The sequence below is a fragment of the Agromyces sp. NPDC055520 genome, from assembly GCF_053619715.1.
Genome location: NZ_JBSHJY010000018.1, coordinates 36,477 through 60,903, shown reverse-complemented (window position 1 = coordinate 60,903; position 24,427 = coordinate 36,477). Strand labels below are relative to the sequence as shown.

Sequence of the window (24,427 nt, the reverse complement as noted above, 5' to 3'; positions counted from 1 at the left end):
CGCTCCTTCGGGAGCGGGGGCCGCCGTCGTTCTGGGGGTGACTGCTGCCTGTACTGCTATCCCTGCCCGCTCCACGCCGGCAGCTGCTGCAGGGTCCAGCGGTTGCCGTCGGGGTCCTTCAGCGTGATGAATCGGCCCCACGCCTGCTCGTCGACGCCCTCGGCTTCGACGCCCTTGGCGCGGAGCTCGGCGAGCACGGCGTCGGCGTCGGGGATGACGACCTGGATCGAGTCCTGCTGACCAGGCTGCAGGCCGCCCCCGATGCCCTCGCCGAACGCGATCGAGCACGCCGAGCCCGGCGGGGTCAGCTGCACGAAGCGCAGGTTCTCGTTCACGCGCTGGTCGTGGTCGGCGTTGAACCCGAGCTTGTCGACGTAGAACGCCTTCGCCCGGTCGACGTCGGTGACGGGAACGTGGATCAGTTCGATCTTCCAGTCCATGGTGACTCCTCGTAGGGTTGCGAATGCGACAGCTTTAACCATGAGCGGATGCCGCGGCACTCGAGTGGAAGGATGGACGCATGGCTTTGCACATCACGGGCGAGCAGGCCGCCGACGAGCTGCTCAGCGACGACGCGTTCGCACTGCTCACGGGAATGCTCCTCGACCAGCAGGTGACCATGGAATCGGCGTTCGCCGGGCCCGAGAAGATCCGTTCGCGCATCGGCTCGCTCGACCCCGAGACGATCGCGGGCTACGACCCCGAGGCCTTCGTCGAGGTGTTCAAGCAGACGCCCGCGGTGCACCGCTTCCCCGGCTCGATGGCCGGTCGCGTGCAGGCGCTCGCCTCGGCGATCGTCGACGACTGGGGCGGCGAGGCATCCGCTCTCTGGACGCAGGGCGACCCGAGCGGTGCCGAGGTGCTCAAGAGGCTGAAGGCCCTGCCCGGTTTCGGCGACCAGAAGGCGAAGATCTTCCTCGCACTGCTCGGCAAGCAGTGCGGGCTCACGGCGCCCGGCTGGCGCGAGGCGGCCGGCTCGTACGGCGACGAGGGGTCGTTCCGTTCGGTCGCCGACATCGTCGACCCCGAGTCGCTCGCCAAGGTGCGGGCGACGAAGCAGGCGGCCAAGGCCGCCGCGAAGGCCGCGAAGGGCTGAAGCCCGGCGACTCAGCCGACCAGGAACCCCGCGATCGTGAGCGCCATCGACTTCGGCTCCCACGCGTGATCGGCGGCGGGCACGGTGCCGCGGATCGCGTGCGGCAGGTTCGCGACGAGCGAATCGGCCGCCGGCCCCATGAGGTCGAGGGTCTGCTCGCCGACGAGTACGAGCGTCGGCTGCGCGATTCCCGCCCAGAGCGTCGATCGCGCCGCGCTCTGCGTCCACGCGAGCGCCTCGGAGTCGGGCTCGAGGCTCGGGCCCATCGCCGTCATGATCGGCCAGCCGGGGCTCGCCTTCGCGCCCGCGAGCCACTCGGGCGGCATGTCCTTCATGAAGTACTCGATCGTGGCGTCGCCATCGCCGGCTGCGATGCGCTCGCGCAGCCCGTCGAGGAACTGCTGGGCGTCGGCGCCGAGTTCGGCGCGCAGCGGCACCTCCCAGAGCACGAGCTTCGAGACCGCGAGGCCGGATGCCGCGGCCGCAAGTGCGATCGCCCCGCCCGAGGAGCTGCCGAAGAGGGCGACCGCGTCGTCGGCGCCCTCGGTGGCCACGGCGATGAGTGCGCGGAGGTCGTCGAGCGTCTGTGCGAGGGTGATCGGCGGGTCGGCGGGGCTCTCGCCGCGCCCGCGCCGGTCGTAGCGGTAGACCGTGAAGCCGTGTCCGGCGAGCTCGCCGGCCATCTCGGCGCTCGGCGGGTCGAAGGCACGGAACTGCATGGCACCGTCGACGAGGATCACGGGCGGGCCGGAGCCCCGCCGGTCGTACGCGATGCGCGTGCCGTCTGCTGAGGTCGCGAACTCGGTCATGGGAGGCCCCTTCGTCTCGCTTCGGGGTCAGGCTACGCCGCTCGGGTGCGCTGTGCCATGGCGATGTCGGTGGGTGCTGGGAGCATGGAGGAACAACACCACATGTAGGGGTCGGGCGGGCGTAGCACCCCCAAGGGTTCCGATTCGCGACACGCCCGGCATCCGTCCACAGGGCAAGAGATTTCGAAGTGGGCGGGTGTGGATAACCTCGGCCGCAGCCGCGAGAATCCGCAGGTCGCAGAGGCATCCGCTGTTCACAACCCGTGGATAACCCGGTGGATAACTACACGAATGTAACTACAGCATGTTGTGGCAGTCGAGTTCCGCGAACACTAGATGTAGTATTGAAGAACGAAATGCAACACCGGGGGACAGGCTCCTCCAGAGCCTGAGAACGAGGGGAAAACAATGACGGTCACGGTCTACACCAAGCCTTCTTGCGTCCAGTGCAACGCGACGTATCGCGCCCTCGACAGTAAGGGCATCGAGTACGAAGTGCTCGACCTCTCTGTCGACGAGAGCGCCCTTGCGCAGGTCAAAGAGCTGGGCTACCTGCAGGCCCCGGTCGTCATCACCGACGAAGGCCACTGGTCGGGCTTTCGCCCCGACAAGATCGACGAGCTCGCCTCGCGCCTCGCGTAATCGGGCACGGGGTCTCGATACGGCGCCGGCGCGCCTGCTCGACCACCGAGTTCTACCGGCGAAGGACGCACCATGACGAATCTGGTCTACTTCTCGAGCGTCTCGGGCAATACGAAGCGCTTCATCGACAAGCTCGGCCGTGCTGCGCTCCGCATCCCGCTGTACTCGCGTGAAGATGCGCTGCACGTCGACGAGCCCTTCGTGCTCGTCGTGCCGACCTATGGCGGCGGCGAGGGCAAGGGCGCAGTGCCGAAGCAGGTCATCCGCTTCTTGAACGACCCCGACAACCGCTCGAACATCCGCGGCGTCATCAGCGCGGGCAACACCAACTTCGGTACGGCCTTCGGTTTGGCCGGCGACATCATCGCCGCCAAGACCGGGGTGCCGCACCTCTACCGCTTCGAAGTATTCGGAACACCAGACGACGTTCGCGCCGTCAACGATGGATTGGACGCATTTTGGCAAACACAGCGACAACTGACGGCGTAGCGCTCATGGACGCACCGCGCTCGGCGAGCGGCATGGACTACCACTCGCTGAACGCGATGCTGAACCTCTACGGCGACGACGGTCAGATCCAGTTCGACAAAGACCGCGAGGCGGCGCGCGAGTACTTCCTGCAGCACGTCAACCAGAACACCGTCTTCTTCCACTCGCTGAAAGAGCGCCTCGACTACCTCGTCGAGAAGGAGTACTACGAGCAGGCCGTGCTCGACCAGTACTCGTTCGAGTTCATCACGAAGCTCAACGACCTGGCGTACTCGAAGAAGTTCCGTTTCGAGACCTTCCTCGGCGCGTTCAAGTACTACACGAGCTACACGCTGAAGACGTTCGACGGCAAGCGCTACCTCGAGCGCTTCGAAGACCGCGTCGTCATGACCGCCCTCGGTCTCGCGCAGGGCGACGAGAAGCTCGCCGTCAACCTCGTCGAAGAGATCATCGGCGGCCGCTTCCAGCCCGCCACCCCGACCTTCCTCAACACGGGCAAGGCCCAGCGCGGCGAGCTCGTCTCCTGCTTCCTGCTGCGCATCGAAGACAACATGGAGTCGATCTCGCGCGGCATCAACTCCGCTCTGCAGCTCTCGAAGCGCGGCGGCGGCGTGGCGCTCTCGCTCTCCAACATCCGCGAGGCCGGCGCCCCGATCAAGCAGATCGAGAACCAGTCGAGCGGCATCATCCCCGTGATGAAGCTGCTCGAAGACTCCTTCAGCTACGCCAACCAGCTCGGTGCCCGCCAGGGTGCCGGCGCGGTGTACCTCAGCGCCCACCACCCCGACATCATGCGGTTCCTCGACACCAAGCGCGAGAACGCCGACGAGAAGATCCGCATCAAGACGCTGTCGCTCGGCGTCGTCGTGCCCGACATCACGTTCGAGCTCGCCAAGAACGGCGAAGACATGTACCTCTTCTCGCCGTACGACGTCGAGAAGGTCTACGGCACGCCGTTCGGCGACATCTCGGTCACCGAGAAGTACCGCGAGATGGTCGACAACCCGCGCATCAAGAAGACCAAGATCAACGCGCGCGAGTTCTTCCAGACGCTCGCCGAGATCCAGTTCGAGAGCGGCTACCCGTACATCGTGTTCGAAGACACGGTGAACAAGGCGAACCCCATCAAGGGCCGCATCAACATGTCGAACCTGTGCTCCGAGATCCTGCAGGTGAACACGCCGACGACGTACAACGAAGACCTGAGCTACAACGAGATCGGCAAAGACATCTCGTGCAACCTCGGCTCGCTGAACATCGCACTCACGATGGACTCGCCCGACTTCGGCAAGACGGTCGACACCGCCATCCGCGGCCTCACCGCCGTGTCGAACATGAGCCACATCGCCTCGGTGCGTTCGATCGAAGACGGCAACGACAAGTCGCACGCCATCGGCCTCGGCCAGATGAACCTGCACGGCTACCTCGCCCGCGAGCGCATCTTCTACGGCAGCGAAGAGGGCATCGACTTCACGAACATCTACTTCTACACGGTTCTGTTCCACGCGCTGCGCGCGTCGAACGCCATCGCGAAAGAGCGCGGCGAGACCTTCGTCGGCTTCGAAGACTCCAAGTACGCGTCGGGCGAGTTCTTCGACAAGTACACGGATGCCGCGTGGGTGCCCGCGACCGCCAAGGTCACGCAGCTCTTCGCCGACTCGAACGTGCACATCCCGACGCAGGAGGACTGGAAGGCGCTGAAGGCGTCGATCCAGGAGCACGGCATCTACAACCAGAACCTGCAGGCCGTGCCGCCGACCGGTTCGATCTCGTACATCAACAACTCGACGGCCTCGATCCACCCGATCGCGTCGAAGATCGAGATCCGCAAGGAAGGCAAGCTCGGTCGCGTGTACTACCCGGCTGCGTTCATGACGAACGACAACCTCGAGTACTACCAGGATGCCTACGAGATCGGCTACGAGAAGGTCATCGACACCTACGCCGCGGCGACGCAGCACGTCGACCAGGGCCTCTCGCTCACCCTGTTCTTCAAGGACACGGCGACGACGCGCGACATCAACAAGGCGCAGATCTACGCGTGGAAGAAGGGGATCAAGACGATCTACTACATCCGCCTGCGTCAGATGGCCCTCGAAGGCACGGAGCTGGAACTTTGTGTGAGCTGCGCACTCTGAACTCATGATCGAGACAGTCGAGTGGTCGCCGGAATTGGGGCAAGGGGCTCCGATCGTGGGCGTCGTGTACGGATTTCGCGTTCGAGCAACTGGCGAATACCGCTACGTCGGCCAGACAACCAAGACGGTGAAACGTCGGTTGAGTGAGCATCGCAAGGTCGCTCGAGATGGGCGCAAGACTCCGTTCTACGACTGGCTACGAAAGAATCCGGATGACGCGTACGAGGTAGTCGTGCTCGAGCGCGTCGTGACCACTCGCGAAGATCTCGGCCAGGCGGAGATCAGCTGGATCAGCCTCTATCGCGCCACGGGTGACCGTCTGCTCAACCTCACGGATGGAGGGCTGGGGCCGACTGGTGTGGTGTGGACAGAGGAACAGCGGAAGGCGGCAGGGGACCGTGCTCGAGGGCGCCCGACCGGCGTCCACCGATTTGGTCCGGACTCGCCGGTGTGGGGGCGTTCACACTCGGACGAGCAGAAGGCGAAATGGTCCGCGATGCGGAAGGGCACGTACAGCGGCCCTGCGAATCCCAATTTCGGGAAGTTCGGGCCGGAGCACCCAAGTTTCGGTCGCAAGATGTCAGAAGAGTCTCGTGCTCGACTCTCCGAGACGCGTCGGGGAGAGTTGAACCCCAACTTTGGCAAGACGCCAAGTGAAGAGACTCGCGCGAAGATGTCCGCTGCTCAGAAGGGCATCGCTAAGCCACTGACGGGCCGCAATGCTCACACCCGTCACCACACGAACAAGGGCGTCTTCAACGAGACGTGCCGCCACTGCATCGACGATCGCAACAACGAAAGAGACAGCTCATGACCCTCACCGATCCTGTGAACTCGGCTCAGAACGACCCGGCGCACACTGGCAAGAAGCTGAAGCTCGTCAGCCACGTCAACGCGATCAACTGGAACAAGATCCAAGACGAGAAGGACCTCGAGGTCTGGAACCGTCTGGTCAACAACTTCTGGCTGCCCGAGAAGGTGCCGCTGTCGAACGACATCCAGTCGTGGAACACTCTGACGCCCGACGAGCAGACGCTGACGATGCGCGTGTTCACGGGCCTGACCCTGCTCGACACGATCCAGGGCACGGTCGGCGCGGTCTCGCTCATCCCCGACGCGATCACGCCGCACGAAGAGGCCGTCTACACGAACATCGCGTTCATGGAGTCGGTGCACGCGAAGAGCTACTCGTCGATCTTCTCGACGCTGTGCTCGACGAAGGAGATCGACGACGCTTTTCGCTGGTCGGTCGAGAACGAGAACCTTCAGAAGAAGGCCGCGATCATCATGGAGTACTACCAGGGTGACTCGCCGCTGAAGCGCAAGGTCGCCTCGACGCTGCTCGAGAGCTTCTTGTTCTATTCCGGCTTCTACCTGCCGATGTACTGGTCGTCGCGGGCGAAGCTCACCAACACGGCCGACCTCATCCGCCTCATCATCCGCGACGAGGCCGTGCACGGGTACTACATCGGCTACAAGTTCCAGAAGGGTCTCGAGCCGCTCTCGCAGGCCGAGCGCGACGTCCTGAAGGACTACACGTTCTCGCTGCTCTACGAGCTCTACGACAACGAGGTGCAGTACACGCAAGACCTCTACGACGGCGTCGGCCTGACCGAAGACGTCAAGAAGTTCTTGCACTACAACGCCAACAAGGCCCTCATGAACCTCGGCTACGAGCCGATGTTCCCGAAGACCGTCACCGACGTGAACCCGGCGATCCTGTCGGCGCTCTCGCCGAATGCGGACGAGAACCACGACTTCTTCTCGGGGAGTGGATCGTCGTATGTGATCGGCAAGGCCGTTGTCACCGAGGATGAGGACTGGGACTTCTAGAGGGTTGGATTGCTCTGATCCTGCGGCGGCCATCAGTCCCCGCGATTGAGGGAGCAAGCTCCTCGCGGACGTCCTCAAGAGCGTTCTACGGCGCCTCGGTGGGTGCGGTGCGTGGCACGGTGAGAGACGCGCGGCGGCGGCATCCGGAACTGACGCATGATGAGGTCACCGCGCTCGCGTCGGAGCTGTGGGCCGAGCCGGTGGATGAGCGCCGGCTCGCCGCGATCGTGCTGCTCCAGAGGCAGGGGCCGTCAAGACGCAGCCGGTAGTTCGGCTGCGCTCTGGGGAGATTGCCTCGGCGCGTGCCGCGGCGGCATCCGCTCATCTCTGCTTTGAAATGCAACTGGTGGCAATCGCTTGCCACTTTCGCGGGCGCCCGCCGAGACTGGGCTCACCCGGGACCCGCCCGGGGCCGGCGGACGTTTCTCGCATCGTCGGCGCGTCGTGGAGAGTGCCCAACGGTGGCGGCTCTCAGACACCAGCTCAAAGGAGAACTGATGACCAACGCATCTTCGCGTCGGCTTCGACGGCGGGGCCTCGCGGCACTCGCCGTCGCCATGCCGCTGACATTCGCGGTCGGCGTGGGTGCCGTCGCTGCGGTGCCCGCGCAAGGCCAGGGCAATGATCGTGCGGCCGCTGCGTCGGCTTCCAACGAGGGCAATCACGGCAAGCCCCCGGTACTGGAGGCGCGTGCCAAGCAGATCGTCACGGAGAAGGGCCGGCAGTTCAAGGACCTGAACGCCAACGGCGCGCTCGACACCTACGAAGACTGGCGCAAGCCGGTCGAGCAGCGCGTCGCCGATCTCGTCGAGCAGATGACGCTCGAAGAGAAGGCGGGCCTCATGCTCATCGACACGGTGAATGCGGCCTGTGCGCCCGACGGCACGCGAGGCACGGTGCCGGCCAACGGGCTCGACTACATCAACAACCAGCAGATGCATCGGTTCATCTTCCGCAACGTCGTGACCGGCGAAGACACGGCCACCTGCACCGGCACGCCCCGGATCACGCCGGCAGAGGCCGCGACATTCACCAACAGCATGCAGGAGCTGAGTGAGGCCACACGCCTCGGCATCCCGGTGCTCTACAAGTCGAACGCGCGCAACCACATCGACGCCCAGGTTCGGGTCGGCATCAACGAGGCGCCCGGCGCGTTCAGCGCGTTCCCGAAGGAGGCCGGCATCGCCGCAGCCGCACTCGGCGAGCAGGCGCTGGCCACCGGCGCGGCGATCGACGGCGACATGTCGGTTGTTGAAGACTTCGCCGAGGTCATGGGCGAAGAGTGGTCGAGCATCGGCCTGCGCGGCATGTACGGCTACATGGCCGACCTGTCGACCGAGCCGCGCTGGTACCGCACGCATGAGACGTTCACCGAGGACGCCGATCTGGGCGCGAACATCATGGGGCAGCTCGTCAAGTCGCTGCAGGGCGAGGTCGGCAAGGACGGCAACTCGCTGAGCCCTGAGACCGACGTCGCGCTCACGATGAAGCACTTCCCGGGTGGCGGCCCGCAGGAGCTCGGCCTCGACCCGCACTACGCGTTCGGCAAGGCGCAGGTCTACCCGGGCGGCGCCTTCGGGTACCACCTGAAGCCCTTCCAGGCCGCTATCGACGCGGGCGTCTCATCGATCATGCCGTACTACGGCGTGCCCGTCGACGTCACCTACGAGGGCGTCGACTACGACGAGGTCGGCATGGCCTTCTCCGACCAGATCGTCAACGGTCTGTTGCGCGACCAGATGGGCTTCAAGGGGTACGTCAACTCCGACACGGGCATCATCAACGACCGTGCCTGGGGCCTCGAAGACGCGACGATCCCCGAGCGCGTCGCGGCGGCCATCAACGGCGGCACCGACACGCTCTCGGGCTTCCACGACGTGACGACCATCATCGATCTGGTCGACGCTGAGCTCGTGTCGGAAGAGCGCGTGACCCTCGCCGCCGAGCGCCTGCTCGCCCCGCTGTTCGAGCTGGGTCTCTTCGAGGACCCGTACGTCGACCCCGCGGCCGCCACGGCCACCGTCGGCAGCGACGAGAACCGCGCGACCGCCGTCGACCTGCAGCGCAAGTCCACCGTGCTCCTGCAGAACCAGGAGGTCGAGGGTGACAGCGTGCTGCCGCTCGATGGCGGCGAGACCGTGTACGTGCTCGGCAACGTCGACGCCGCGCAGGTTGCGGAGGCAGGCTACGACGTCATCGACGGCAACGACCCGGCCGAACAGCGCACTGCCGCTGACGCCGACGTCGCGCTCGTCTCGATGACGGCACGCAACGTGAACACCGGAACCTACGTCAGCAACAGCGTCACCTCGGGGCTCGACCCGGCGCACATCAACCCGAGCACGATCGAGGGCTTCGGCGGTCTCGACGGGCAGAGCCCGTTCGGCGCGGCCGACGCATGCGTCCTCAACGGCGGCGGGGCGTGCACCGACAACCGGCTGAACTTCGGCGGCTCATTCCCGTGGGAGACGAGCATCCTCGACTTCAGCGGCATGAAGGACGCCGAGTCGTGGGCGGTCACCCCGTCGCTCGACACGGTGCAGCAGGTGATGGCCGAGGTCGGTGCCGAGAACACCGTTCTCGACATCTACTTCCGCCAGCCGTTCGTGCTCGACGAGGCCAGCGGCCTGCGTGACGCGGGTGCGATCCTCGCCAACTTCGGCAACAGCACCGCGGCGCTCATGGACATCGTCTCGGGTGAGTTCAACCCGCAGGGCCGTATGCCCTTCGCGTTGGCCGGCACCCGTGAGGCGATCATCCAGCAGAACAGCGACACGCCGGGCTACGACGAGACCGACGACGGGGCGCTCTACCCCTTCGGCTTCGGGCTCAGCTACGAGGAGTGACACCGCTCTGAGTGAGCGGAATGGACGGCGGGTCACCGGAGGGTGGCCCGCCGTTCGCCGCCCGGGCCGATCGCAACGCTTGCTCCTCGGGCGTTATCGGGTGCTCGGAACCGCTGAACGAGCCGCTTCTGCGTGCGCAGCGCCGTCTCTCGGCGCGGAGACGGTGTTGCTCAGCCCGCACGTTGCGCACGCTCCTCGCCGTCGACGGGAGTAGGCGAGGGCAGCCACGAAGAGGGCGATGCCCCACACGAAGAAGAACACCTCGGGCAGTGACAGCGGCCACGTTGCCGGCGTGATGCCGTCAATGAGCACGACTCTCATGTACATGATGGATGTCGAGGTGACCAGTACGGCGACGAACATCGCCGGGATCACTGCCAACATCGGCGGCACCCTTCGCCCGCTGAGGCCGATCATCCAGCGCGGAAACACCTCGCCCCAACGCTGGATCAATCCGAGCGTGAGCACGGCGCCGACGATCCCGAGTGAAGCGAGCGCGGCGCCGGCGATCCACAATCCCTCTTCCCTCGCTTCCTGGTAGGCAACCGGGTCGATCCCGAGCGAGAACCCGAGCGCCCACGCCCACCTCGTGGCGCAGTACAGCACCGGAGCCGCCACCGCGATCCACACGGCGCGGCGCCCCCAACGGTCGAGGAAGGGCGACTCGTCCGAGCCGGTGCGTCCGCACACCGTGCAGGCGCCCGTGATTCGGCGCCGGTAGCCGACGGCGGTCAACGCCCAACCGATCCCCGCAAGCAGGCACAGCAGCAGGTTCAGCCGCGGCGCGAGGTAGAGGTCACCCCATCCGGTGCCGTTCGACCAGATGCCGAGCAGCTTCGCGACCGCCATGATCGGCGTGTAAGCGGCCACGACCAGTGTGCGGTAGTCCTGGATTCCGACGGCCAATACGAAGGCGAGCAACCAGGCGTATGCAGGCAGCACACGTCGACTCCAGGTGCCGGCGACCCCGCGCACCATGAGTGCGGCGACGATCGCCCCGGTGAACGCGACGAGAGCGATGACGGGTCCGGCGGCTTCCGGGGTGACCCAACCGAGCAGAGACACTTTCGCGGCCATTTCGGGCTCGGCCATGAGTTCCGGATCACCGGTGCCGAACGGGAAGCCGCCGCCGCCGAACGCCCACCACAACCCGAGCGCTCCGTACGCCGCGGACCAGGCTGCCACGGAGTACCCGACCCATGAACTCCAGTTTCTTCGCATGCTTCGAGCCTCGATCACCTCGCACGACGAAGGAAGATGCCGATGGGCACGCTCTGAGTCCAGCCATGCCTCGACCCTGCCGATCGGCACATGGACGTCTGGACGGCGACCCCCTAGGCTCGGCCCCGTGCATGCTCGACGCCTGTTCGCGGTGGTCACGGTCGTGGCCGGGGCGGTATCCATTGCGGCCACATTCCTCATTCGGGTGAGCGGCGCCGGAGCCGACACCCGCAACATCGACCCGTGGCTGATCGCGGAGCCGTTCGTGCTCGCCGCACTGGTTGTCGTCGTCGTCCGATGGTCGAGCCCAAGGGCGGCGATCATCTCCGCGTCCATCGCCGCTGCCGGAGCAGGGCTGTGGGTGCAGCGGTTCCTGGAGGGCGTTCCCGTCGTGGAAGCCGCCGCTGCGAGCGTGACCTGGCTCGCGCTCCCGCTGGCCATGGGAGTCATCGCCTGGTATCTGCGCTGGGCCGAGGTCGAGCGTCAGCGGACCATCGACAATGCGAAGGCCGAGCAGCGGCTGCGGCTGGCCGTCGACCTGCACGACTACGTCGCGCACGACATCAGCGAGATCGTCGCGCAAGCCCAGGCCGGCTCGGCGGTGCTGCCGCTGGGAGACCCACGGGTCGCTGAACTGCTCGATCGGATTGAAGCCGCCGGGATCCGGGCGCTCGAGTCGATGGACCAGACCGTGCGCGCCCTCGGCACGGACGAGGATTCGGTGCACACCATTCGTGGAGGCATCGATGACATCGAAGAACTGGTGCGGAGGTTCGCCGCCGCGGGTGAGGTCGATGCCCTCGTCGACCAGGACGTCGACGGGCGCGTCGACGCGCGAATCGGCGCAGAGGCGTACCGCACGGTGGTCGAAGCACTGACGAATGTGCGTCGACATGCGGTGCGGGTGAAGACGGTCGGCGTCGAGCTGACGCAGCTGGGCGACCAGCTGCGCGTGTCGATCGCAGATGACGGCGACCATCGGTCGGATGCCGTCACGTCGACCACGGGCGGCCTCGGGCTTGCGGCGATGGTCGAACGAGTGGAGCGGCTCGGGGGCAGCGCCGAGGCGGGGCCCCGGCGATCGCGCGGATGGAGAGTGACCGCGACCCTGCCGATGTTGCGCAGCACCGAACACGGAGCGAGCTCATGACGATTCGCATCCTGATCGCCGATGATCAACGCGGGATTCGGGAGGCATTCCGCATGATCCTGGACGCGCAACCCGACATGACCGTGATCGGCGAAGCCCCCGACGGAGTCACCGCGCTCGAGCAGGCCCGTCGATTGCGGCCCGATGTCGTGCTCGCCGACATCCGGATGCCTGCTCTCGACGGCCTCGAACTGACGCGGGCTCTGGCCGGCCCCGGCGTCGTCGACCCGATCCGGGTCGTCGTGGTGACCACATTCGAGCTCGACGAGTATGTCCGCACCGCCCTGCGAAACGGCGCGTGCGGGTTCCTGCTCAAGCGTTCCGGGCCCGCCCTGCTGATCGAGGCGATCCGCGCTGCCATGTCGGGAGACACCCTGATCAGCCCTCAGCTCACCGTCCGGCTGCTGCGCACTGTCGTGGCGGAAACGCCGACGACTGCCGCCGGACCGGCACTCAGCGACCGGGAGCTCGAAGTGGTGAGCCTGATCGCGCAGGGAATGACGAACGCGGAAATCGCCGCGGACCTCTACATCAGCGCAGGAACGGCGAAGAACCACGTGGCCAACATCGGCCGCAAGCTCGACGTGTCGAATCGTGTCGCCATCGCCGCGTGGGCGTGGGCGACGGGACATGCCGACGCCCGCCTCGCGTGACAACGATGCCTGGCCGCTCCCCGGCGATGCCGCTCACCCGCCGGATTTCGCTATTTAGTAAGTAGTTAGTAACTGCTAGGGTCGTCGCATGAGCAATCCACGCGGAAACGCAGACGAACGCCGGGCTCAAGCAGTGGCGGCCGGACTCAGCGCCTTCGCCGATCTCGGAATGACGACCGCTGCCATCCGCCAGGTCGCCGATCGAATGGGAGTCTCCGAGCCCTATGTGTTTCGACTCTTCGGGTCGAAGCAGACGTTCTTCCTGGCGTGCATAGACGGCCTCCCCGCCCTGATCACCGAGATGTTCGTGCGGGCTGCCGCCGACGCCGACGAGCCCATGGAAGCGATGGGAGCGAGCTTTCGCGAGTTGGTCTCAGATGGCGTCATCAGCGGATTCTGGCTGCAGGCGTGTGCCGCTGCCCGAACCGACGAGGTGATCGCGGCACGGTGTCGCGACGTGATCGCGTCCACTCTTCGGGCCACCCGAGATGGCACCGGAGCCGACACGCAGGCGTTGGCGACGTTCATGGGTCGTGGCGCTCTGGTCATGATGCTGCAAACGCTCGGGGTCGATCTGAGTGGCGGGAGCCAAGCGGCAATCGCCTCGCTGGTCGAGAAAGGGTGAGCTTCGTGAATCCTCTGCTGATGCCCCTCGTCGCCATTCAAGGGAGGCGAGCTCGCTCTGAAGTCGAGGTTCTCCCTGAGGCTGCCGGGCCGACCACTGGCCGAACGGCTGCGTCAGACCAGCCGACCCTGCGTCTGATCGTGGTGGGCGAGTCGACTGCCGCAGGGTGCGGAGCCGGCACGCATGACGAGGCGTTCACCGGATCATTCGCTCGAGAACTCGGAGCGTTGCACGCCCGCCCGGTGGACTGGGCGGTGCACGGACGCCACGGTGCGACGATCCGCCGAGTCCGCCACCGGATCATCCCAGGCTTCGATGCCTACGGCGACGTCGACATCGCGGTGTTGCTCATCGGCGTCAACGACGTGCTGGCGCGCACGCCCGTCTCGCAATGGCGCGATGATCTCGTGGCGGTGCTCGGCGCTCTCGCCGATCTGGCGGAGCACGTCGTCGTCGCCGGCATTCCTCCATTCGACGCCTTTCCGTCGCTGCCGCGACCGCTCAGAACCTACCTCGCCGAGCGCGGTCGGGCACTGGATGCCGCCGCCCAAGTGGTGTGTGCAGCGGATCCGGCGGTCTCCTGGATGAGTTCGTCTGGCCTTGCGAACGCGGAGGCCGAGTTCTTCGCTCGCGACGGCTTCCACCCGTCCCCGGCCGGGTACCAGTGGTGGGCTCGGGACATCGCCAACCAGCTCTCGAACGAATCAGGGAAGCGGTAGCGCGGGTGCGAAACGACCCGAACGTGACCAGGTCCGATGCCGCCGATGCGACTGAGGAGTTCCCGTTCATCGACGAACACGTCGTCGTCATCGACGCACCCGTCGTCGACGTCTGGCGGGCGCTCACCAGGCGACTGGCAGCTTGGGATACCACTGCGACGAGGATGTACGCGCGTGCAAGCGGGGCCGTACCTCGGCGCGGCGCCGGCGCGTTTCCGCGGCAGGCGTCGACGCTTCCCGGGTTCGCCGTCAGCGCCGTCGATGCTCCTCATCGACTCGTCCTCGCCGGCCGGCACCATTTCTCACGCTACGTCCTGACGTTCGTTTTGGAGGAGACGGGTGGGAGAACCGAGATTCGTGCACGATCCCACGCCGATTTTCCCGGACTTCTCGGCCAGCTGTACGGTCTGGCCGTCGTCCGGTCCGGTGCGCACCGCGCCGTGACCAGAGGCTTGCTGAGGTCGGTGCAGCGGAGCGCAGCAGTCCATTCCTGATCGATGACCCCGAGGAGGTCCCGTGAATACCTGGTCCAGCGTGCTCATCACCGTGGCCATCGGCCTCGCCGTGACGATTGCGGTGCAAGGCATCCGTATTCTCATCGCCACCTTCAAGACGAAGGACTATTTCTGGGGTCCGGTCAGGTCGGCGCTCGGCGCAGGGTTCGCGGAGAAACAGCTCCGGTTGCGTGACGGACTCACGGTGAACTATGCGGAAGGGCCACGCCGAGGCATCCCGCTGCTTCTCATTCATGGGCAGGGAACCAGGTGGCAGGAGTACGCACGAGCGCTGCCTGCGCTGTCGGAGACCTACCATGTCGTCGCCGTCGACTGTCACGGACACGGCAAGACGACATGGAACCCCGAGGACTACACCGCCGATCGCATCGCCGACGATCTCGCGATCTTCATCGACCGGGTGTTCGGCGTCGCGTGCGTCGTGTCCGGCCACTCTTCCGGCGGCCTCATCGCCACCCGTCTCGCCGCCCTTCACCCGGAGAAGGTTCGCGGTGTCGTGATCGAGGATGCACCGTTTTTCAGCACGGAACCGACGCGAATCGCTTCGACGTTCTCATGGATCGACACATTCGGCCATGTCCCCGGATTCCTCGCCCAGGATGATGAACGGGATTGGGTCTGCTACTACATGCCTCGCAGTTACTGGCGGCGACTGTTCGGTCCGCTGTGGCAGAGCTTCACTCGGCAGATCGTCCGCCAGCGCCATGCCGATCCGGCACGGCTGCCGTTGATCCGCTGGGTCGGAGTGGGGATCAACCGCATCTGGGAGACGGCCAGCCACCCGTACGACATCTTGTTCAGCCGGTCATTCCACGACCATTCATGGTTCGAGGGATTCGATCAGGCGGAGACCCTACGTCAGGTCCAGTGTCCGACGACGTTCATCAAGGCGACAACCAGACGCGACCGACAGGGCAATCTTCTCGCAGCGCTCGACGAGGAGGACTGTGCGCGGGTGCATTCGTTGCTTCCCGACAACCAGGTGGTGCGGGTGCGGAGCTCTCACGACGTGCACTTCGCACGAACCAGGGTCTTCACTCGGGTGCTGCAAGAATTCGCGGTCCGCGTTGCGCCGGTACCGGAGCGGTGAGCCGATGGATCTCGGAAGGGCGCTTCGAGTCGAGACCGCCGACGGACGAACGCTCGTGGGGGCCGGCTTCGGACCGGTGACGGGGCGGCCGATACTCTTCATCGCCGGGGCCGCGACCAGCAGCCGGATGGCCTTCGGCCTGGACCTTCTCGAGACCGTGGGCGTTCGGCTCCTGACCATGGATCGGGCCGGCCTCGGCGGCTCGATGCCGGATGATCACCGATCCCTTGCCTCCACCGCCTCGGACTATCGCGCGTTCATCGAGGGTGTCCTCGGCGAGGAGGCATCCGAGATCCCGGTCGTCGCCAACTCCCAGGGCTCGGTATTCGGCCTCATGCTGGCCACAGGCGGACGGGTGCAGAGCCTCACGCTGGTGTCGCCCGCCGACGAAGTCGCACACCCGGAGACCCGTCGAATGATCCCTGCAGAGGCGAGGACTCTGGCCGATCTTGCGCGCTCGAACCCGGAGGAGGCCGCGGAGATCCTCGGCGGATTCTCGGCGCAGGCGATGGAAGAGATGGTGCTCGCAGGTTCAAGCGACGCCGATGCGGCCTTCTATCGGTCTCCGTCCTTCCGTGAGGTCTACCGTCGTGCACTCGATGAAGGGTTCGCCAATCACGGCGCCGGATACGTCCGGGACACGCTGATCGCCCTGCGCCCGTGGGGTATCGACTTCCAGCTGATCTCCTGCCCCGTCCAGATCCTCTTCGGCATCCACGACGTCACCCATTCGCCCGACCACGGCGCGACCTTGGCGGGGCGCATCCCCGGGGCGAGTCGTACAGTGCTCGATGACGCAGGCGGCGCATTGCTGTGGACGCACGCTCAGCTCGTGTTCGAAACGGCGCTCGGTCGCGAGCACGGGCCTGAACAAGGCTCGCAGGGGCGGGCGTTCAGCCCGCGGCCACATCCTTCGGCGGGTTGAACATGAACTCGATGCGGATGCCGTTGTCGTCTTCGACGAACGACGCGTAGTAGCGGTCGCTGAACCGTGTGAAGACTTTCGGGTCGCGCACTGACGTCCACCCGGCGTCGAGTGCGATGGCGTGCAGACGATCGACCTCCTCGCGTGAGTCGACGGGGAAGGCGAGGTGCTGCCAGCCGACCTTGCCGTGCCGGTGCGGCCCGCTGCCCGTTTCGCGGGCGGGGAAGAGGATGAGCTCGTCTTCGCCCTTGTACCAGGACACTCCGTTGTCGGCGTCTTGCCGGGTGCAGCCGAGAGCGACCATCACCGGATCGAACTGGGCGATCGAGCGGGGCAGATCTTCAACGGAGATTCCGAGATGGTCGAAGAGGCGCATTCGGCCATCTTATGGGGGACGATTTCAGAGTGAGAAGCCCTGTCGCCGAGTTCATCGATCGCACCCTCCGAGCCGAGGGATCGGACGAGCGCGCGAGTGCCGATGCCGCACGTATCGGCGGCGGTCTGCGGTTCTACGGCGCCTCGGTGGGTGCGGTGCGTGGCACGGTGAGAGACGCGCGCCGGCGGCATCCTGAGCTGACGCATGACGAGGTGACCGCGCTCGCGTCAGAGCTGTGGGCCGAGCCGGTGTACGAGCGCCGGCTCGCCGCGATCGTGCTGCTCCAGGGGCAGGGGCCGACGCTGGTCGTCAGCGATTTCACCCGCCTCGAGCAGCTGCTTCGATCGGCCGGGGCGCGAGAACTCGTCGACCCGCTCATCGCCGACGTCGTGCGTCCGCTGCTCGAGCGGCTGGAGGGCGCCGACCGGGCCCGGGCTCGGCGCATCGTCGACCGATGGGCGCAAGAGGGAGTGCTGCCGCGACCATGAGCGCCGCGGGTCTCACGGGCTGCGGGCTGCAGACACGAGATACTGAAGCATGTCCTCCTCCGTTGATCGCCGCAATCCAACGGCCTGGGCCGCGTTCTGGTTCGCGCTGGCCGGCCTCGTGCTCATGCCCATCCCGCTGTTCATCGGGCTCATCGTCGGCGGCGCCCTCTCGATCGTCGCCGCAATCCTCGCGGTGATCGCCCTCCTCAAGGGGCTCGCACGCAGCGGCAAGGGCATCGCGCCCGTCGTGTTCGCCGCGATCTTCATCGCGCTCACCTGGGGCGGCATCTCGGCCGGGGGCGGCACCGTCTGGTAGGCCGATCGGGCCTGGGGTTTCCGCTCATCTAACGAGGAGCGGGCGAATCCTCGATCGCTGTGGAGTGCTTGCTGCGGCGATCTACTGGGGCGACGACATCGCTGAGGCGTTCCATCGCCCAGTCGAGCCGTTCGAGCGCACGCAGCGCCGAAGTGGCGGCCGAATCGCCACCGCTCGGTGATCGGTCGGCGGACGGAAGGTCAGGCGGCGCTTCCTGGAAGACGGTGGGGGGCTCGACTGAACCATCCAGCTGCCGACGCACCCGCGCCGACAATTCGCGAGTGTCGGCGATGGCGCCCTGCAACGCAGGTCGGTGCCCGAGTGAAGAGCCCTCGGCCATCGCCATCTGAGCGAACCGGACTGCCGACCTCGTCGCAATGTACATGAGATGGATGGCGGACTCTTCGCGCTCGTGCCGGCCGGCCAGGAATGCTGCAGACATCGCCGAGACGGTCTGGTCGACGTCCACCTGCGCAGCTTCCAGCGCCTGCACTCGCGCCAAGACGTCGCTGCGCCGGCCGCGTGCTGCAAGGAGATCCGACCCCTGCAGCAGCAACGCGTCGAGGGCGTCGAAGTAGACATCCACTTTGGTGACGAGAGCCGGGCGCGAGTTCGACGAGAGGATCAGGTAGGCGCAGAGCACGCCGATGACCGCACCCATGAGGGTCTCCTCGAGGCGCAGCTCCAGAATGTCGCCGTGCAGCACTCCGAGCATGCCGTAGATGGCCACCAGCATGACCGTCATGAAGAATGACGAGTACACGTAGTTGACCGGTCCGAAGTAGAGCATCCCGAAGATGCCGACCACGCAGATCGCGATGAGCGCAGCAGTGTTTCCATGGGCCAGGTAGGCAGCGCCGACACCGACGAGGATTCCCGCTGCGGTTCCGGTGACGCGGCGATACGCGCGCGTGAGGATGTCGCTGCGTGTCGTGGTGCTGAGGAAGATCACGAACGCCGTGGTGACCGCCCAGTACCAACGCGACGCGGAGATGGCCTCTCCCACGATGGTCGCGATCGACGCGGCGATCATGGCTTGTACTGCGAGCCGACTCGTCGGCGTCCATTCGCGCCATGGCCTCCATCGCAGCGCCAGCTTTGGCGTCGTGGCGTCAGAACGGTGAGAAGCCGGCGACCGTGTGGGGCTCGCTTTCGACTGCGTCGACGACCCCTGGCTGAGATCGAGGGCACGAACACGCGCATGAGCGAGGGTGCTCTGGGCCATGGGGTACGCGAACCTGCCGTCCTCGCTGTGATGCGCACCTGCGAGGACCTGTTCGGCCCATGATGCGGCCTCCGCGATCTGCGCGGCAGTTGCCTGTTCATCGAGCACCGCGAGCGCATTCGTGAGAGATCGGCCCTGGACGGCGGATGCGGCGCCGTGCCTCGAACCGGTGGCTTCGGCCAGCTCGAAGCACACCTCTTCCGTATCGATGCGAGCGTCGAGTACCCGTTCGGCCAGGGTCTCCTCGTCGCAGTCGATGTACTGATCTGTGCGAAATCTCTGCTGCCACGACGTGACAGCACGCCCGATCGCGTCCAACCGTGCAAGGCGCGCGCGCAACGTGCGGGTGTGCTCAGGGGCGAGCGCCGCTCGGAGAGCCGCCGCCGAGGCGATCCGCAGCTCGGTCAAGAGCAGTGCGAGTTCACGTCGTGGTCGCTGGATGCCGACCAGGAGTCGCGCCACCAGTTGAGTCGAAACGGCTCCGATCGCGAGCAGGCTGTATGCCGGCAGTTCCGCGGTCGTGGGCTGCATGAACAAGGTGAAGAAGTACGCGAGGAAGCCCATCGTCCCCATCGCCGTGGCTCGGGGACCGAACCGGCGGATCCACATGGCGACCCCGGCGAGGAGTATGAACACCACGATCACTGCGGGCCGCCACGCCGAGAGTACTGCGGCGAGCAGTACGGCGAGCAGCGCGACCGGTACGAGCAGCGCCGCCGTCACGACACGTGCCCCAGGGCTTCGGTCTCTCACGACGTTGCCGGCCTGAACGGAAAGGAAGACGGCCATGGCCAGAAACGCACTGTCTGCGTTGAGAAGGTGCACGACCGTCAACGCGAACAGCGCACTCGCGAGCACCCCCGCCGACACCGCGGCGGCAGCTGTCAGGCGCGCTCGACCCGGATCACGTGCACCGAGCACGTAGGAAACCCGTTTGGAGGCGCTCATGATCCCGCTCTCGTTCCGGCCTGTGTCGTCACGCACGATCACTCTCTCGAGCGATGCTCCCTTTTCGCAGAAGGCTCCGGGGAATTCACCCTCGGTATCGCCTTCTGCCTCACCCGGGTCTCACTCCCGCCTCACCCGGGACAACGCGGTTCAGTGAGGCGAGGGCGTCAGCCTCCGAGGTGGCGCGCCGAGTGTTCACCGAGGGGACCTGGGACCGCCGTTCGGCGTGACCACCGCACACAACGATGCCGCCCTCGTTTCTCGCCTGTCGCGTCACGCGCATCGACCTCGTCGCCTCTGGAACTCTCCGGGAGGAGCAGCAGGGGCGACGAGGTCGGAATCTGCGCGAGCTGTTCGGCAGCAGCAGTAGCGGCAGCAGCCTTCGCCTGCGTTGCAGCGAGGAACTGCTTCTCCATCGCGACCGTGCGTCGGCGAGCTCGTCTTGACCGTGTATTCGGCGCTGTGGTCCACCTTCGGCTGCCCGGCGCTGTACTCGATGATCGCCGAGTCGCCCGTGGCGTCATCGAGCGCGAGATGGATCGCCGGGAGCTTGCCGCCCGTCGGGCCCACCATCTGCACGACTTGGACGTTCGTGTCCTCGACCCACGCGACGGCCTCCGCTACGGTGGCGAAGTCGTCGACGAAGAACTGCATCCACACGACCGTAGTCGGACTCCGCGAGCCACGGAACGTGGTCGGCAGGGCCTGCTTCGTTGAGGCCGTCGACTGAGATCATGGTTCGTGTGCATGTCCTCGTGGAAATCCATGTTGCGGCCGACGATAACCGCTCCGTTCGCGTTCGGCCGTATCACTCGAGTGCACATATCTGTCTCCTTCTCTGAGTAGTGGGACCTTCAGGAATCGGACGTCCGATTTCAGCTGTTCGCCGGTACCTCGCCCGAGCTGAAATCGACTTGGCAGAGTGTGTAGTCACGAGTGACGTTCAATTCGGACAGCACCGTGTCATACACCGGGCGCCCGCCACTGGTATTGATGTGCAGCGACCCCACGAAGTCGTTGTTGCCGTGGTGCAGCAGCCCGGCTTCAGTGAGGTGAACGCGGATCGCTCGGGCTTGCGCCTCGGCTGGATTGATGAACGCCACATGTGGCGCCTTCTGCTCGAAGATGTTCTCGACGATCGGATAGTGCGTGCAGCCGAGCACGATGTCCTTGACCTTGGGATGCGCGCCCATCAGGTTGTCGACGTGCAACTGAACCTCAGCGGCGATCGCCGGGCTGGTCAGATCGCCCTGCTCGATGAGAGCTGCGAGCTTCTCGCTGGGTTCGCCGTAGACCCGGATGTCGCTTTCCAGATCGTCGATCAGCGTGCCGTAGCAGCCTGACGCCACCGTGAACGCCGTGGCGATGACGCCGACCTGCGTGTACATGAGCTGCACGACGTCTTCGGCGGCCGATCTGATGATCGAGAGCACCGGGAATCCGAATTGGTTCTCGTAACCGGCGAGGCTCGGTGTGTCGAATGTGGCGGAGATCGTGTTGCAGGCGACCGCTACCATCTTCACTTCGTGCTCAGCCAGGAACGTCAACATCTGCTTCGTGAGCTCGACGATCTCCTCCCCGCTCCGGTTCCCGTACGGCGCATTGCCGTTGTCCCCGCAGTAGATGATGTTCTCGCCTGGAAGGAGTTTCGAGAGCTGCGCTACGGTCGTCAGCCCTCCGACTCCTGAATCGATGACCCCGATCGGTGATTGTGTCGTGACCACTGCGACCCCCTGTCGGTAGAGCTACAGGTCATCCTCTCGATCGATACGCATGTTTCTCGCGACGATCAGGGAAGATCATCCTCGAAGTCACCCTCTGACTCACCCGAGCTTCCGTCTCACCCGGGTCAATGCGGTCGAGCGTGACGAACCCGCGGCAGCGTTCATCGACGCGGCGGCGACACATGCCTGCTGACACGGCCGCGCCGTGCGAGACTGCCTCGGTGGCAGACATCGAGATGGCGAGCATCGGCGGCGGCACCGTCGCCCTGCACGACGCCCGCCGCAAGGTGCGCTGGAGCGTCGAGCTCGAGCCGTTCGAGATCGGCGTGTACCCCGTGACGCAAGAGCAGCTCGCCGAGCTGCTCGGCGAGACGGCGAGTCATCCGCGGCGCCCGGCGACCGACGTGAGCTGGCTGCGGGCGATCCGCTTCTGCAACGCGGCATCCGAGTGGGAGGGGCTCGATCCCGCCTACACCTACGACGGCGAAGACGTCACCTGGCACGTCGACTCCGACGGGTTCCGCCTGCCGACCGAGGCCGAGTGGGAGTTCGCCTGCCGGGCCGGGTCGACGCGTCCGCACTACGGGCCGCTCGACGAGGTTGCGTGGACGAGCGCCGACGGCGTGACGCATCCGCAAGACGTGGGCGGCAAGCATCCGAATCTCAATGGGCTCTTCGACACGCTCGGCAACGTCTGGGAGTGGTGCTGGGACCTGCTCGACCCGGCCCGCTACGACGCCTACCGCGTGTTCCGCGGCGGCGGATTCGCCGACGACGCATGGAGCGTGCGCGCCTCGGTGCGCCGCGGCGGCGCACCGCGCATGCACCACGAAGACGTCGGCTTCCGTGTCGCTCGCGGCGGCTTCGATGCGATGGATGCCGCGCAGGGCTGGTCTGCCGCTGCGGACCTCGAGCGCGCGGCCGTCGATGGGCCGTTGCCCTCGGGGTGGACGCCTCGGGGCTGACGCGCCTGTGCTGACGCGCCTCAGCCCATCTCGGGCGGCGGCAGTTCGCCGGTGTACATGCCGTAGGTGCGGTCGGCGGCGGCCATCGCCGCCTCGGGGGCGGCGCCGTCGAGTTGCTGGGCCGCGGCCCACGCGTCGGCGGAGCGTCGCATGAACGACTTGCCCTCGTCGGTCATCACCCACGCCGCCGCCTCCTCGGGCGCGATGCCGCCGGCGCCGCCCGCGAAGTGCAGCGCGAGGCCGAGCAGGCCCTGGTCCCAGCCGATGCCGGTCGCCGACGGGCCGAACTGCTCCCAGAAGCCCTCGGGGATGCTCGCTTCGGTCGCAACGTTCTCGAGCTCCAAACGAGTGGACGAGGCATCCACTTCGACCAATCGCACATTGACGATGGCCGGCTCGCCCATGCCCATGCCCCATGTGACGGTGTAGCCGGCCACGCCGCCCGCCGGCGGGTCGCAGCTGCGGATCTCGCCGCCCGCGTTGCCCTCGAACTGATAGCTGCCGCCGAGCCGCAGCTCGCCGCTGATCGGCAGGAACCAGCGCGGGATGCGCTCGGCCGAGGTCACGGCGTTCCACACGTCGTCGATGGGGGAGGGGTAGGTCTGGGCGAGTGTCTGCACGTAGGCGGGCGCGCCGTCGATCTGCTTCGTCTCGATGCGGCGGGTGACGGCGTCGATCTGCGCGTTCACGTCAACCATTTCGGTGCTCCTTCGTTTCAGGGTCGCGGCGGGTCGACGGGTGTCGTCGGACCGCCGCTCGGGGGTGGGTCGGTGTGCACATGCTCGGGCGCCGCCTCGCGCTCGCGCACCGCGTCGGCCGCCTTCCGTTGCGCTCGGCGGCCGCGTGCGAGCTCGGTGCCGAGGGCATCGAGCTTCGGTTGCCAGAAGCCGCGGAAGGTGTCGAACCAGGCGTCGGCCTGGGCCAGCGGCGTGGGGTCGACGGCGTACAGCCGCCGTGCCCCGTCGGGTCGCACGGTGACGAAGCCCGACTCGCGCAGCACGCGCAGGTGCTGCGAGACCGCGGGCTGCGAGATGCCGAATTCAGATTGGATGACGCGGCCGACGTCGCCGGCCGGCGCCTCGCCATCGGCGATCAGCTCGAGGATGCGGCGTCGCACCGGATCTCCGAGCACATCGAGCGCGTGCATGCGGCAATGATTGCATCGCGACTTATATAAGTCAAGTATTATGTAATGGTCGAGGCGGCCCTGGCACGAGTTCACCTCTCTTGGGAGTGGAGGAACACGCTATCGAGTCGCCCGCATGCCGGCAGAGCCGAGCACTCGCTCGACCGTGAGTTCGAGCACGACCCGCTGCGGATTCGGGCGCGGCTGACGGTAGCGCGCGGCGTAGAGCGCGACCGCAAGCGCGACCGCGTCTGGATCGCTGTGCACGCGAGCCGGACCCTCGAAGCTGATCCAGCGCCCGCCGTCGACCGTGTTGACGCTCGCGCGGCCGCTGCGCTCGGCGTTGACGAACTTCTGCGAGCCGCCCCCGCCGATGATGCGCACGACCCCGTCGAGGTAGGTGATGCCGACCGGAACCGAGTGGATGCGCCCGTGCCGGTCGAGGGTCGAGAGCGTGGCGAGGTGGTATTCCGAGAGGAACTCCCGGGCGGTGCCGGTCAGCATTTCG

At 66.3% G+C, this 24,427-nt stretch carries 27 protein-coding genes and 1 pseudogene; 18 read left to right on the top strand and 10 right to left on the bottom strand.

The genetic code is table 11. The features are described 5' to 3' along the window. Positions 1-56: 56 nt before the first annotated feature. Complete coding sequence (locus ACWGST_RS09650; protein WP_452046440.1) at positions 57-440, bottom strand: glyoxalase superfamily protein; 384 nt, start codon at positions 438-440, stop codon at positions 57-59. Between the two features lie 80 nt (positions 441-520). Between ACWGST_RS09650 and ACWGST_RS09645 the strand changes: the two genes are divergently transcribed. Continuing rightward, entirely contained in the window at positions 521-1,096 is a 576-nt protein-coding gene (locus ACWGST_RS09645) for an HhH-GPD-type base excision DNA repair protein (protein ID WP_452046439.1), read from the top strand. An 11-nt stretch (positions 1,097-1,107) separates the two neighbouring features. Here ACWGST_RS09645 and ACWGST_RS09640 read toward each other — a convergent pair whose 3' ends face one another. Continuing rightward, the gene (locus tag ACWGST_RS09640; RefSeq protein ID WP_452046438.1) at positions 1,108-1,905 is read right to left on the bottom strand and encodes an alpha/beta fold hydrolase; all 798 of its coding nucleotides are present in this window, start codon (positions 1,903-1,905) and stop codon (positions 1,108-1,110) included. A gap of 408 nt (positions 1,906-2,313) precedes the next feature. Here ACWGST_RS09640 and nrdH point away from each other — a divergent pair, with 408 nt between their 5' ends. From nrdH to ACWGST_RS09605, 7 genes and pseudogenes are all read left to right on the top strand, one after another. Further along, positions 2,314-2,547 (top strand): glutaredoxin-like protein NrdH, encoded by a 234-nt coding sequence (nrdH, locus tag ACWGST_RS09635; RefSeq protein ID WP_056005481.1) that lies wholly within the window; start codon positions 2,314-2,316, stop codon positions 2,545-2,547. Positions 2,548-2,619: 72 nt separating this feature from the next. Beyond that, positions 2,620-3,036: a class Ib ribonucleoside-diphosphate reductase assembly flavoprotein NrdI gene (nrdI, locus tag ACWGST_RS09630; protein ID WP_452046437.1), complete on the top strand. Its 417-nt coding sequence runs from the start codon at positions 2,620-2,622 to the stop codon at positions 3,034-3,036. 5 nt (positions 3,037-3,041) lie between these two features. Continuing rightward, positions 3,042-5,174, top strand: a complete 2,133-nt coding sequence (gene nrdE, locus ACWGST_RS09625; protein WP_452046436.1) for a class 1b ribonucleoside-diphosphate reductase subunit alpha — start codon at positions 3,042-3,044, stop codon at positions 5,172-5,174. A gap of 4 nt (positions 5,175-5,178) precedes the next feature. Further along, entirely contained in the window at positions 5,179-5,988 is an 810-nt protein-coding gene (locus ACWGST_RS09620; protein WP_452046435.1) for an NUMOD3 domain-containing DNA-binding protein, read from the top strand. Next, positions 5,985-7,007: a class 1b ribonucleoside-diphosphate reductase subunit beta gene (gene nrdF, locus ACWGST_RS09615; protein ID WP_452046434.1), complete on the top strand. Its 1,023-nt coding sequence runs from the start codon at positions 5,985-5,987 to the stop codon at positions 7,005-7,007. Before ACWGST_RS09620 ends, nrdF begins: the two co-directional genes overlap by 4 nt. Before the next feature lie 44 nt (positions 7,008-7,051). Next, positions 7,052-7,246 (top strand): annotated as a pseudogene (locus tag ACWGST_RS09610) (DNA alkylation repair protein); the annotation flags it as partial. A gap of 258 nt (positions 7,247-7,504) precedes the next feature. Next, a complete protein-coding gene (locus ACWGST_RS09605) occupies positions 7,505-9,853 on the top strand; it encodes a glycoside hydrolase family 3 N-terminal domain-containing protein (protein WP_452046433.1) in 2,349 nt (782 codons plus the stop codon). Positions 9,854-9,946: 93 nt separating this feature from the next. Here the strand turns inward: ACWGST_RS09605 and ACWGST_RS09600 are convergent, their stop codons facing one another. Continuing rightward, positions 9,947-11,038, bottom strand: a complete 1,092-nt coding sequence (locus ACWGST_RS09600) for a hypothetical protein (RefSeq protein WP_452046432.1) — start codon at positions 11,036-11,038, stop codon at positions 9,947-9,949. Positions 11,039-11,201: 163 nt separating this feature from the next. Here ACWGST_RS09600 and ACWGST_RS09595 point away from each other — a divergent pair, with 163 nt between their 5' ends. The 7 genes from ACWGST_RS09595 to ACWGST_RS09565 all read left to right on the top strand — a co-directional run bounded on the left by ACWGST_RS09595 (position 11,202) and on the right by ACWGST_RS09565 (position 16,751). Further along, the gene (locus ACWGST_RS09595) at positions 11,202-12,224 is read left to right on the top strand and encodes a sensor histidine kinase (RefSeq protein WP_452046431.1); all 1,023 of its coding nucleotides are present in this window, start codon (positions 11,202-11,204) and stop codon (positions 12,222-12,224) included. Continuing rightward, complete coding sequence (locus ACWGST_RS09590; RefSeq protein WP_452046430.1) at positions 12,221-12,877, top strand: response regulator; 657 nt, start codon at positions 12,221-12,223, stop codon at positions 12,875-12,877. Before ACWGST_RS09595 ends, ACWGST_RS09590 begins: the two co-directional genes overlap by 4 nt. An 88-nt stretch (positions 12,878-12,965) precedes the next feature. Then, a complete protein-coding gene (locus ACWGST_RS09585; protein WP_452046429.1) occupies positions 12,966-13,502 on the top strand; it encodes a TetR/AcrR family transcriptional regulator in 537 nt (178 codons plus the stop codon). 20 nt (positions 13,503-13,522) lie between these two features. Then, positions 13,523-14,221 carry an SGNH/GDSL hydrolase family protein gene (locus tag ACWGST_RS09580; RefSeq protein WP_452046443.1) on the top strand — a complete coding sequence of 233 codons (699 nt, stop codon included), beginning with the start codon at positions 13,523-13,525 and terminating at the stop codon, positions 14,219-14,221. A 23-nt stretch (positions 14,222-14,244) separates the two neighbouring features. After that, on the top strand, positions 14,245-14,715 hold the full coding sequence (locus ACWGST_RS09575; RefSeq protein ID WP_452046428.1) for an SRPBCC family protein: 471 nt from the start codon (positions 14,245-14,247) through the stop codon (positions 14,713-14,715). 22 nt (positions 14,716-14,737) lie between these two features. Next, entirely contained in the window at positions 14,738-15,826 is a 1,089-nt protein-coding gene (locus ACWGST_RS09570) for an alpha/beta fold hydrolase (RefSeq protein WP_452046427.1), read from the top strand. A gap of 4 nt (positions 15,827-15,830) precedes the next feature. Beyond that, positions 15,831-16,751: an alpha/beta fold hydrolase gene (locus tag ACWGST_RS09565; protein ID WP_452046426.1), complete on the top strand. Its 921-nt coding sequence runs from the start codon at positions 15,831-15,833 to the stop codon at positions 16,749-16,751. Here ACWGST_RS09565 and ACWGST_RS09560 read toward each other — a convergent pair. Then, positions 16,720-17,127 carry a VOC family protein gene (locus tag ACWGST_RS09560; protein WP_452046425.1) on the bottom strand — a complete coding sequence of 136 codons (408 nt, stop codon included), beginning with the start codon at positions 17,125-17,127 and terminating at the stop codon, positions 16,720-16,722. The genes ACWGST_RS09565 and ACWGST_RS09560 overlap by 32 nt on opposite strands. Positions 17,128-17,156: 29 nt before the next feature. Between ACWGST_RS09560 and ACWGST_RS09555 the strand changes: the two genes are divergently transcribed. Further along, positions 17,157-17,615, top strand: a complete 459-nt coding sequence (locus ACWGST_RS09555) for a DNA alkylation repair protein (protein WP_452046424.1) — start codon at positions 17,157-17,159, stop codon at positions 17,613-17,615. 49 nt (positions 17,616-17,664) lie between these two features. Then, positions 17,665-17,931, top strand: a complete 267-nt coding sequence (locus ACWGST_RS09550) for a hypothetical protein (protein ID WP_452046423.1) — start codon at positions 17,665-17,667, stop codon at positions 17,929-17,931. 28 nt (positions 17,932-17,959) lie between these two features. On the opposite strand, the gene ACWGST_RS09545 is transcribed toward ACWGST_RS09550, so the two are convergent. The 3 genes from ACWGST_RS09545 to murI form a co-directional block, all read right to left on the bottom strand. Further along, entirely contained in the window at positions 17,960-20,104 is a 2,145-nt protein-coding gene (locus ACWGST_RS09545) for an FUSC family protein (RefSeq protein WP_452046422.1), read from the bottom strand. Between the two features lie 273 nt (positions 20,105-20,377). After that, entirely contained in the window at positions 20,378-20,758 is a 381-nt protein-coding gene (locus tag ACWGST_RS09540) for a linear amide C-N hydrolase (protein ID WP_452046421.1), read from the bottom strand. Positions 20,759-20,979: 221 nt separating this feature from the next. After that, complete coding sequence (murI, locus tag ACWGST_RS09535) at positions 20,980-21,828, bottom strand: glutamate racemase (protein WP_452046420.1); 849 nt, start codon at positions 21,826-21,828, stop codon at positions 20,980-20,982. 221 nt (positions 21,829-22,049) lie between these two features. On the opposite strand from murI, the gene ACWGST_RS09530 reads away from it, so the two are divergent. After that, the gene (locus tag ACWGST_RS09530; protein ID WP_452046419.1) at positions 22,050-22,793 is read left to right on the top strand and encodes a formylglycine-generating enzyme family protein; all 744 of its coding nucleotides are present in this window, start codon (positions 22,050-22,052) and stop codon (positions 22,791-22,793) included. A 20-nt stretch (positions 22,794-22,813) separates the two neighbouring features. Here the strand turns inward: ACWGST_RS09530 and ACWGST_RS09525 are convergent, their stop codons facing one another. The 3 genes from ACWGST_RS09525 to ACWGST_RS09515 all read right to left on the bottom strand — a co-directional run bounded on the left by ACWGST_RS09525 (position 22,814) and on the right by ACWGST_RS09515 (position 24,423). Further along, positions 22,814-23,491, bottom strand: coding sequence for an SRPBCC domain-containing protein (locus tag ACWGST_RS09525; RefSeq protein ID WP_452046418.1), 678 nt, complete (start codon positions 23,489-23,491; stop codon positions 22,814-22,816). Between the two features lie 17 nt (positions 23,492-23,508). After that, positions 23,509-23,940, bottom strand: a complete 432-nt coding sequence (locus tag ACWGST_RS09520) for an ArsR/SmtB family transcription factor (protein ID WP_452046417.1) — start codon at positions 23,938-23,940, stop codon at positions 23,509-23,511. A 99-nt stretch (positions 23,941-24,039) separates the two neighbouring features. Beyond that, positions 24,040-24,423, bottom strand: a complete 384-nt coding sequence (locus ACWGST_RS09515; RefSeq protein ID WP_452046416.1) for a TIGR03618 family F420-dependent PPOX class oxidoreductase — start codon at positions 24,421-24,423, stop codon at positions 24,040-24,042. Positions 24,424-24,427: the final 4 nt, after the last annotated feature.

Bases quoted from the DNA above. Each gene is read 5' to 3' on its own strand.
- ACWGST_RS09650 (WP_452046440.1), bottom strand. From the start codon at position 440: ATGGACTGGAAGATCGAACTGATCCACGTTCCCGTCACCGACGTCGAC.
- ACWGST_RS09645 (WP_452046439.1), top strand. From the start codon at position 521: ATGGCTTTGCACATCACGGGCGAGCAGGCCGCCGACGAGCTGCTCAGC.
- ACWGST_RS09640 (WP_452046438.1), bottom strand. From the start codon at position 1,905: ATGACCGAGTTCGCGACCTCAGCAGACGGCACGCGCATCGCGTACGAC.
- nrdH (WP_056005481.1), top strand. From the start codon at position 2,314: ATGACGGTCACGGTCTACACCAAGCCTTCTTGCGTCCAGTGCAACGCG.
- nrdI (WP_452046437.1), top strand. From the start codon at position 2,620: ATGACGAATCTGGTCTACTTCTCGAGCGTCTCGGGCAATACGAAGCGC.
- nrdE (WP_452046436.1), top strand. From the start codon at position 3,042: ATGGACGCACCGCGCTCGGCGAGCGGCATGGACTACCACTCGCTGAAC.
- ACWGST_RS09620 (WP_452046435.1), top strand. From the start codon at position 5,179: ATGATCGAGACAGTCGAGTGGTCGCCGGAATTGGGGCAAGGGGCTCCG.
- nrdF (WP_452046434.1), top strand. From the start codon at position 5,985: ATGACCCTCACCGATCCTGTGAACTCGGCTCAGAACGACCCGGCGCAC.
- ACWGST_RS09605 (WP_452046433.1), top strand. From the start codon at position 7,505: ATGACCAACGCATCTTCGCGTCGGCTTCGACGGCGGGGCCTCGCGGCA.
- ACWGST_RS09590 (WP_452046430.1), top strand. From the start codon at position 12,221: ATGACGATTCGCATCCTGATCGCCGATGATCAACGCGGGATTCGGGAG.
- ACWGST_RS09585 (WP_452046429.1), top strand. From the start codon at position 12,966: ATGAGCAATCCACGCGGAAACGCAGACGAACGCCGGGCTCAAGCAGTG.
- ACWGST_RS09580 (WP_452046443.1), top strand. From the start codon at position 13,523: ATGCCCCTCGTCGCCATTCAAGGGAGGCGAGCTCGCTCTGAAGTCGAG.
- ACWGST_RS09565 (WP_452046426.1), top strand. From the start codon at position 15,831: ATGGATCTCGGAAGGGCGCTTCGAGTCGAGACCGCCGACGGACGAACG.
- ACWGST_RS09560 (WP_452046425.1), bottom strand. From the start codon at position 17,127: ATGCGCCTCTTCGACCATCTCGGAATCTCCGTTGAAGATCTGCCCCGC.
- ACWGST_RS09550 (WP_452046423.1), top strand. From the start codon at position 17,665: ATGTCCTCCTCCGTTGATCGCCGCAATCCAACGGCCTGGGCCGCGTTC.
- ACWGST_RS09545 (WP_452046422.1), bottom strand. From the start codon at position 20,104: ATGAGCGCCTCCAAACGGGTTTCCTACGTGCTCGGTGCACGTGATCCG.
- ACWGST_RS09540 (WP_452046421.1), bottom strand. From the start codon at position 20,758: ATGCAGTTCTTCGTCGACGACTTCGCCACCGTAGCGGAGGCCGTCGCG.
- ACWGST_RS09525 (WP_452046418.1), bottom strand. From the start codon at position 23,491: ATGGTTGACGTGAACGCGCAGATCGACGCCGTCACCCGCCGCATCGAG.
- ACWGST_RS09520 (WP_452046417.1), bottom strand. From the start codon at position 23,940: ATGCACGCGCTCGATGTGCTCGGAGATCCGGTGCGACGCCGCATCCTC.
- ACWGST_RS09515 (WP_452046416.1), bottom strand. From the start codon at position 24,423: ATGCTGACCGGCACCGCCCGGGAGTTCCTCTCGGAATACCACCTCGCC.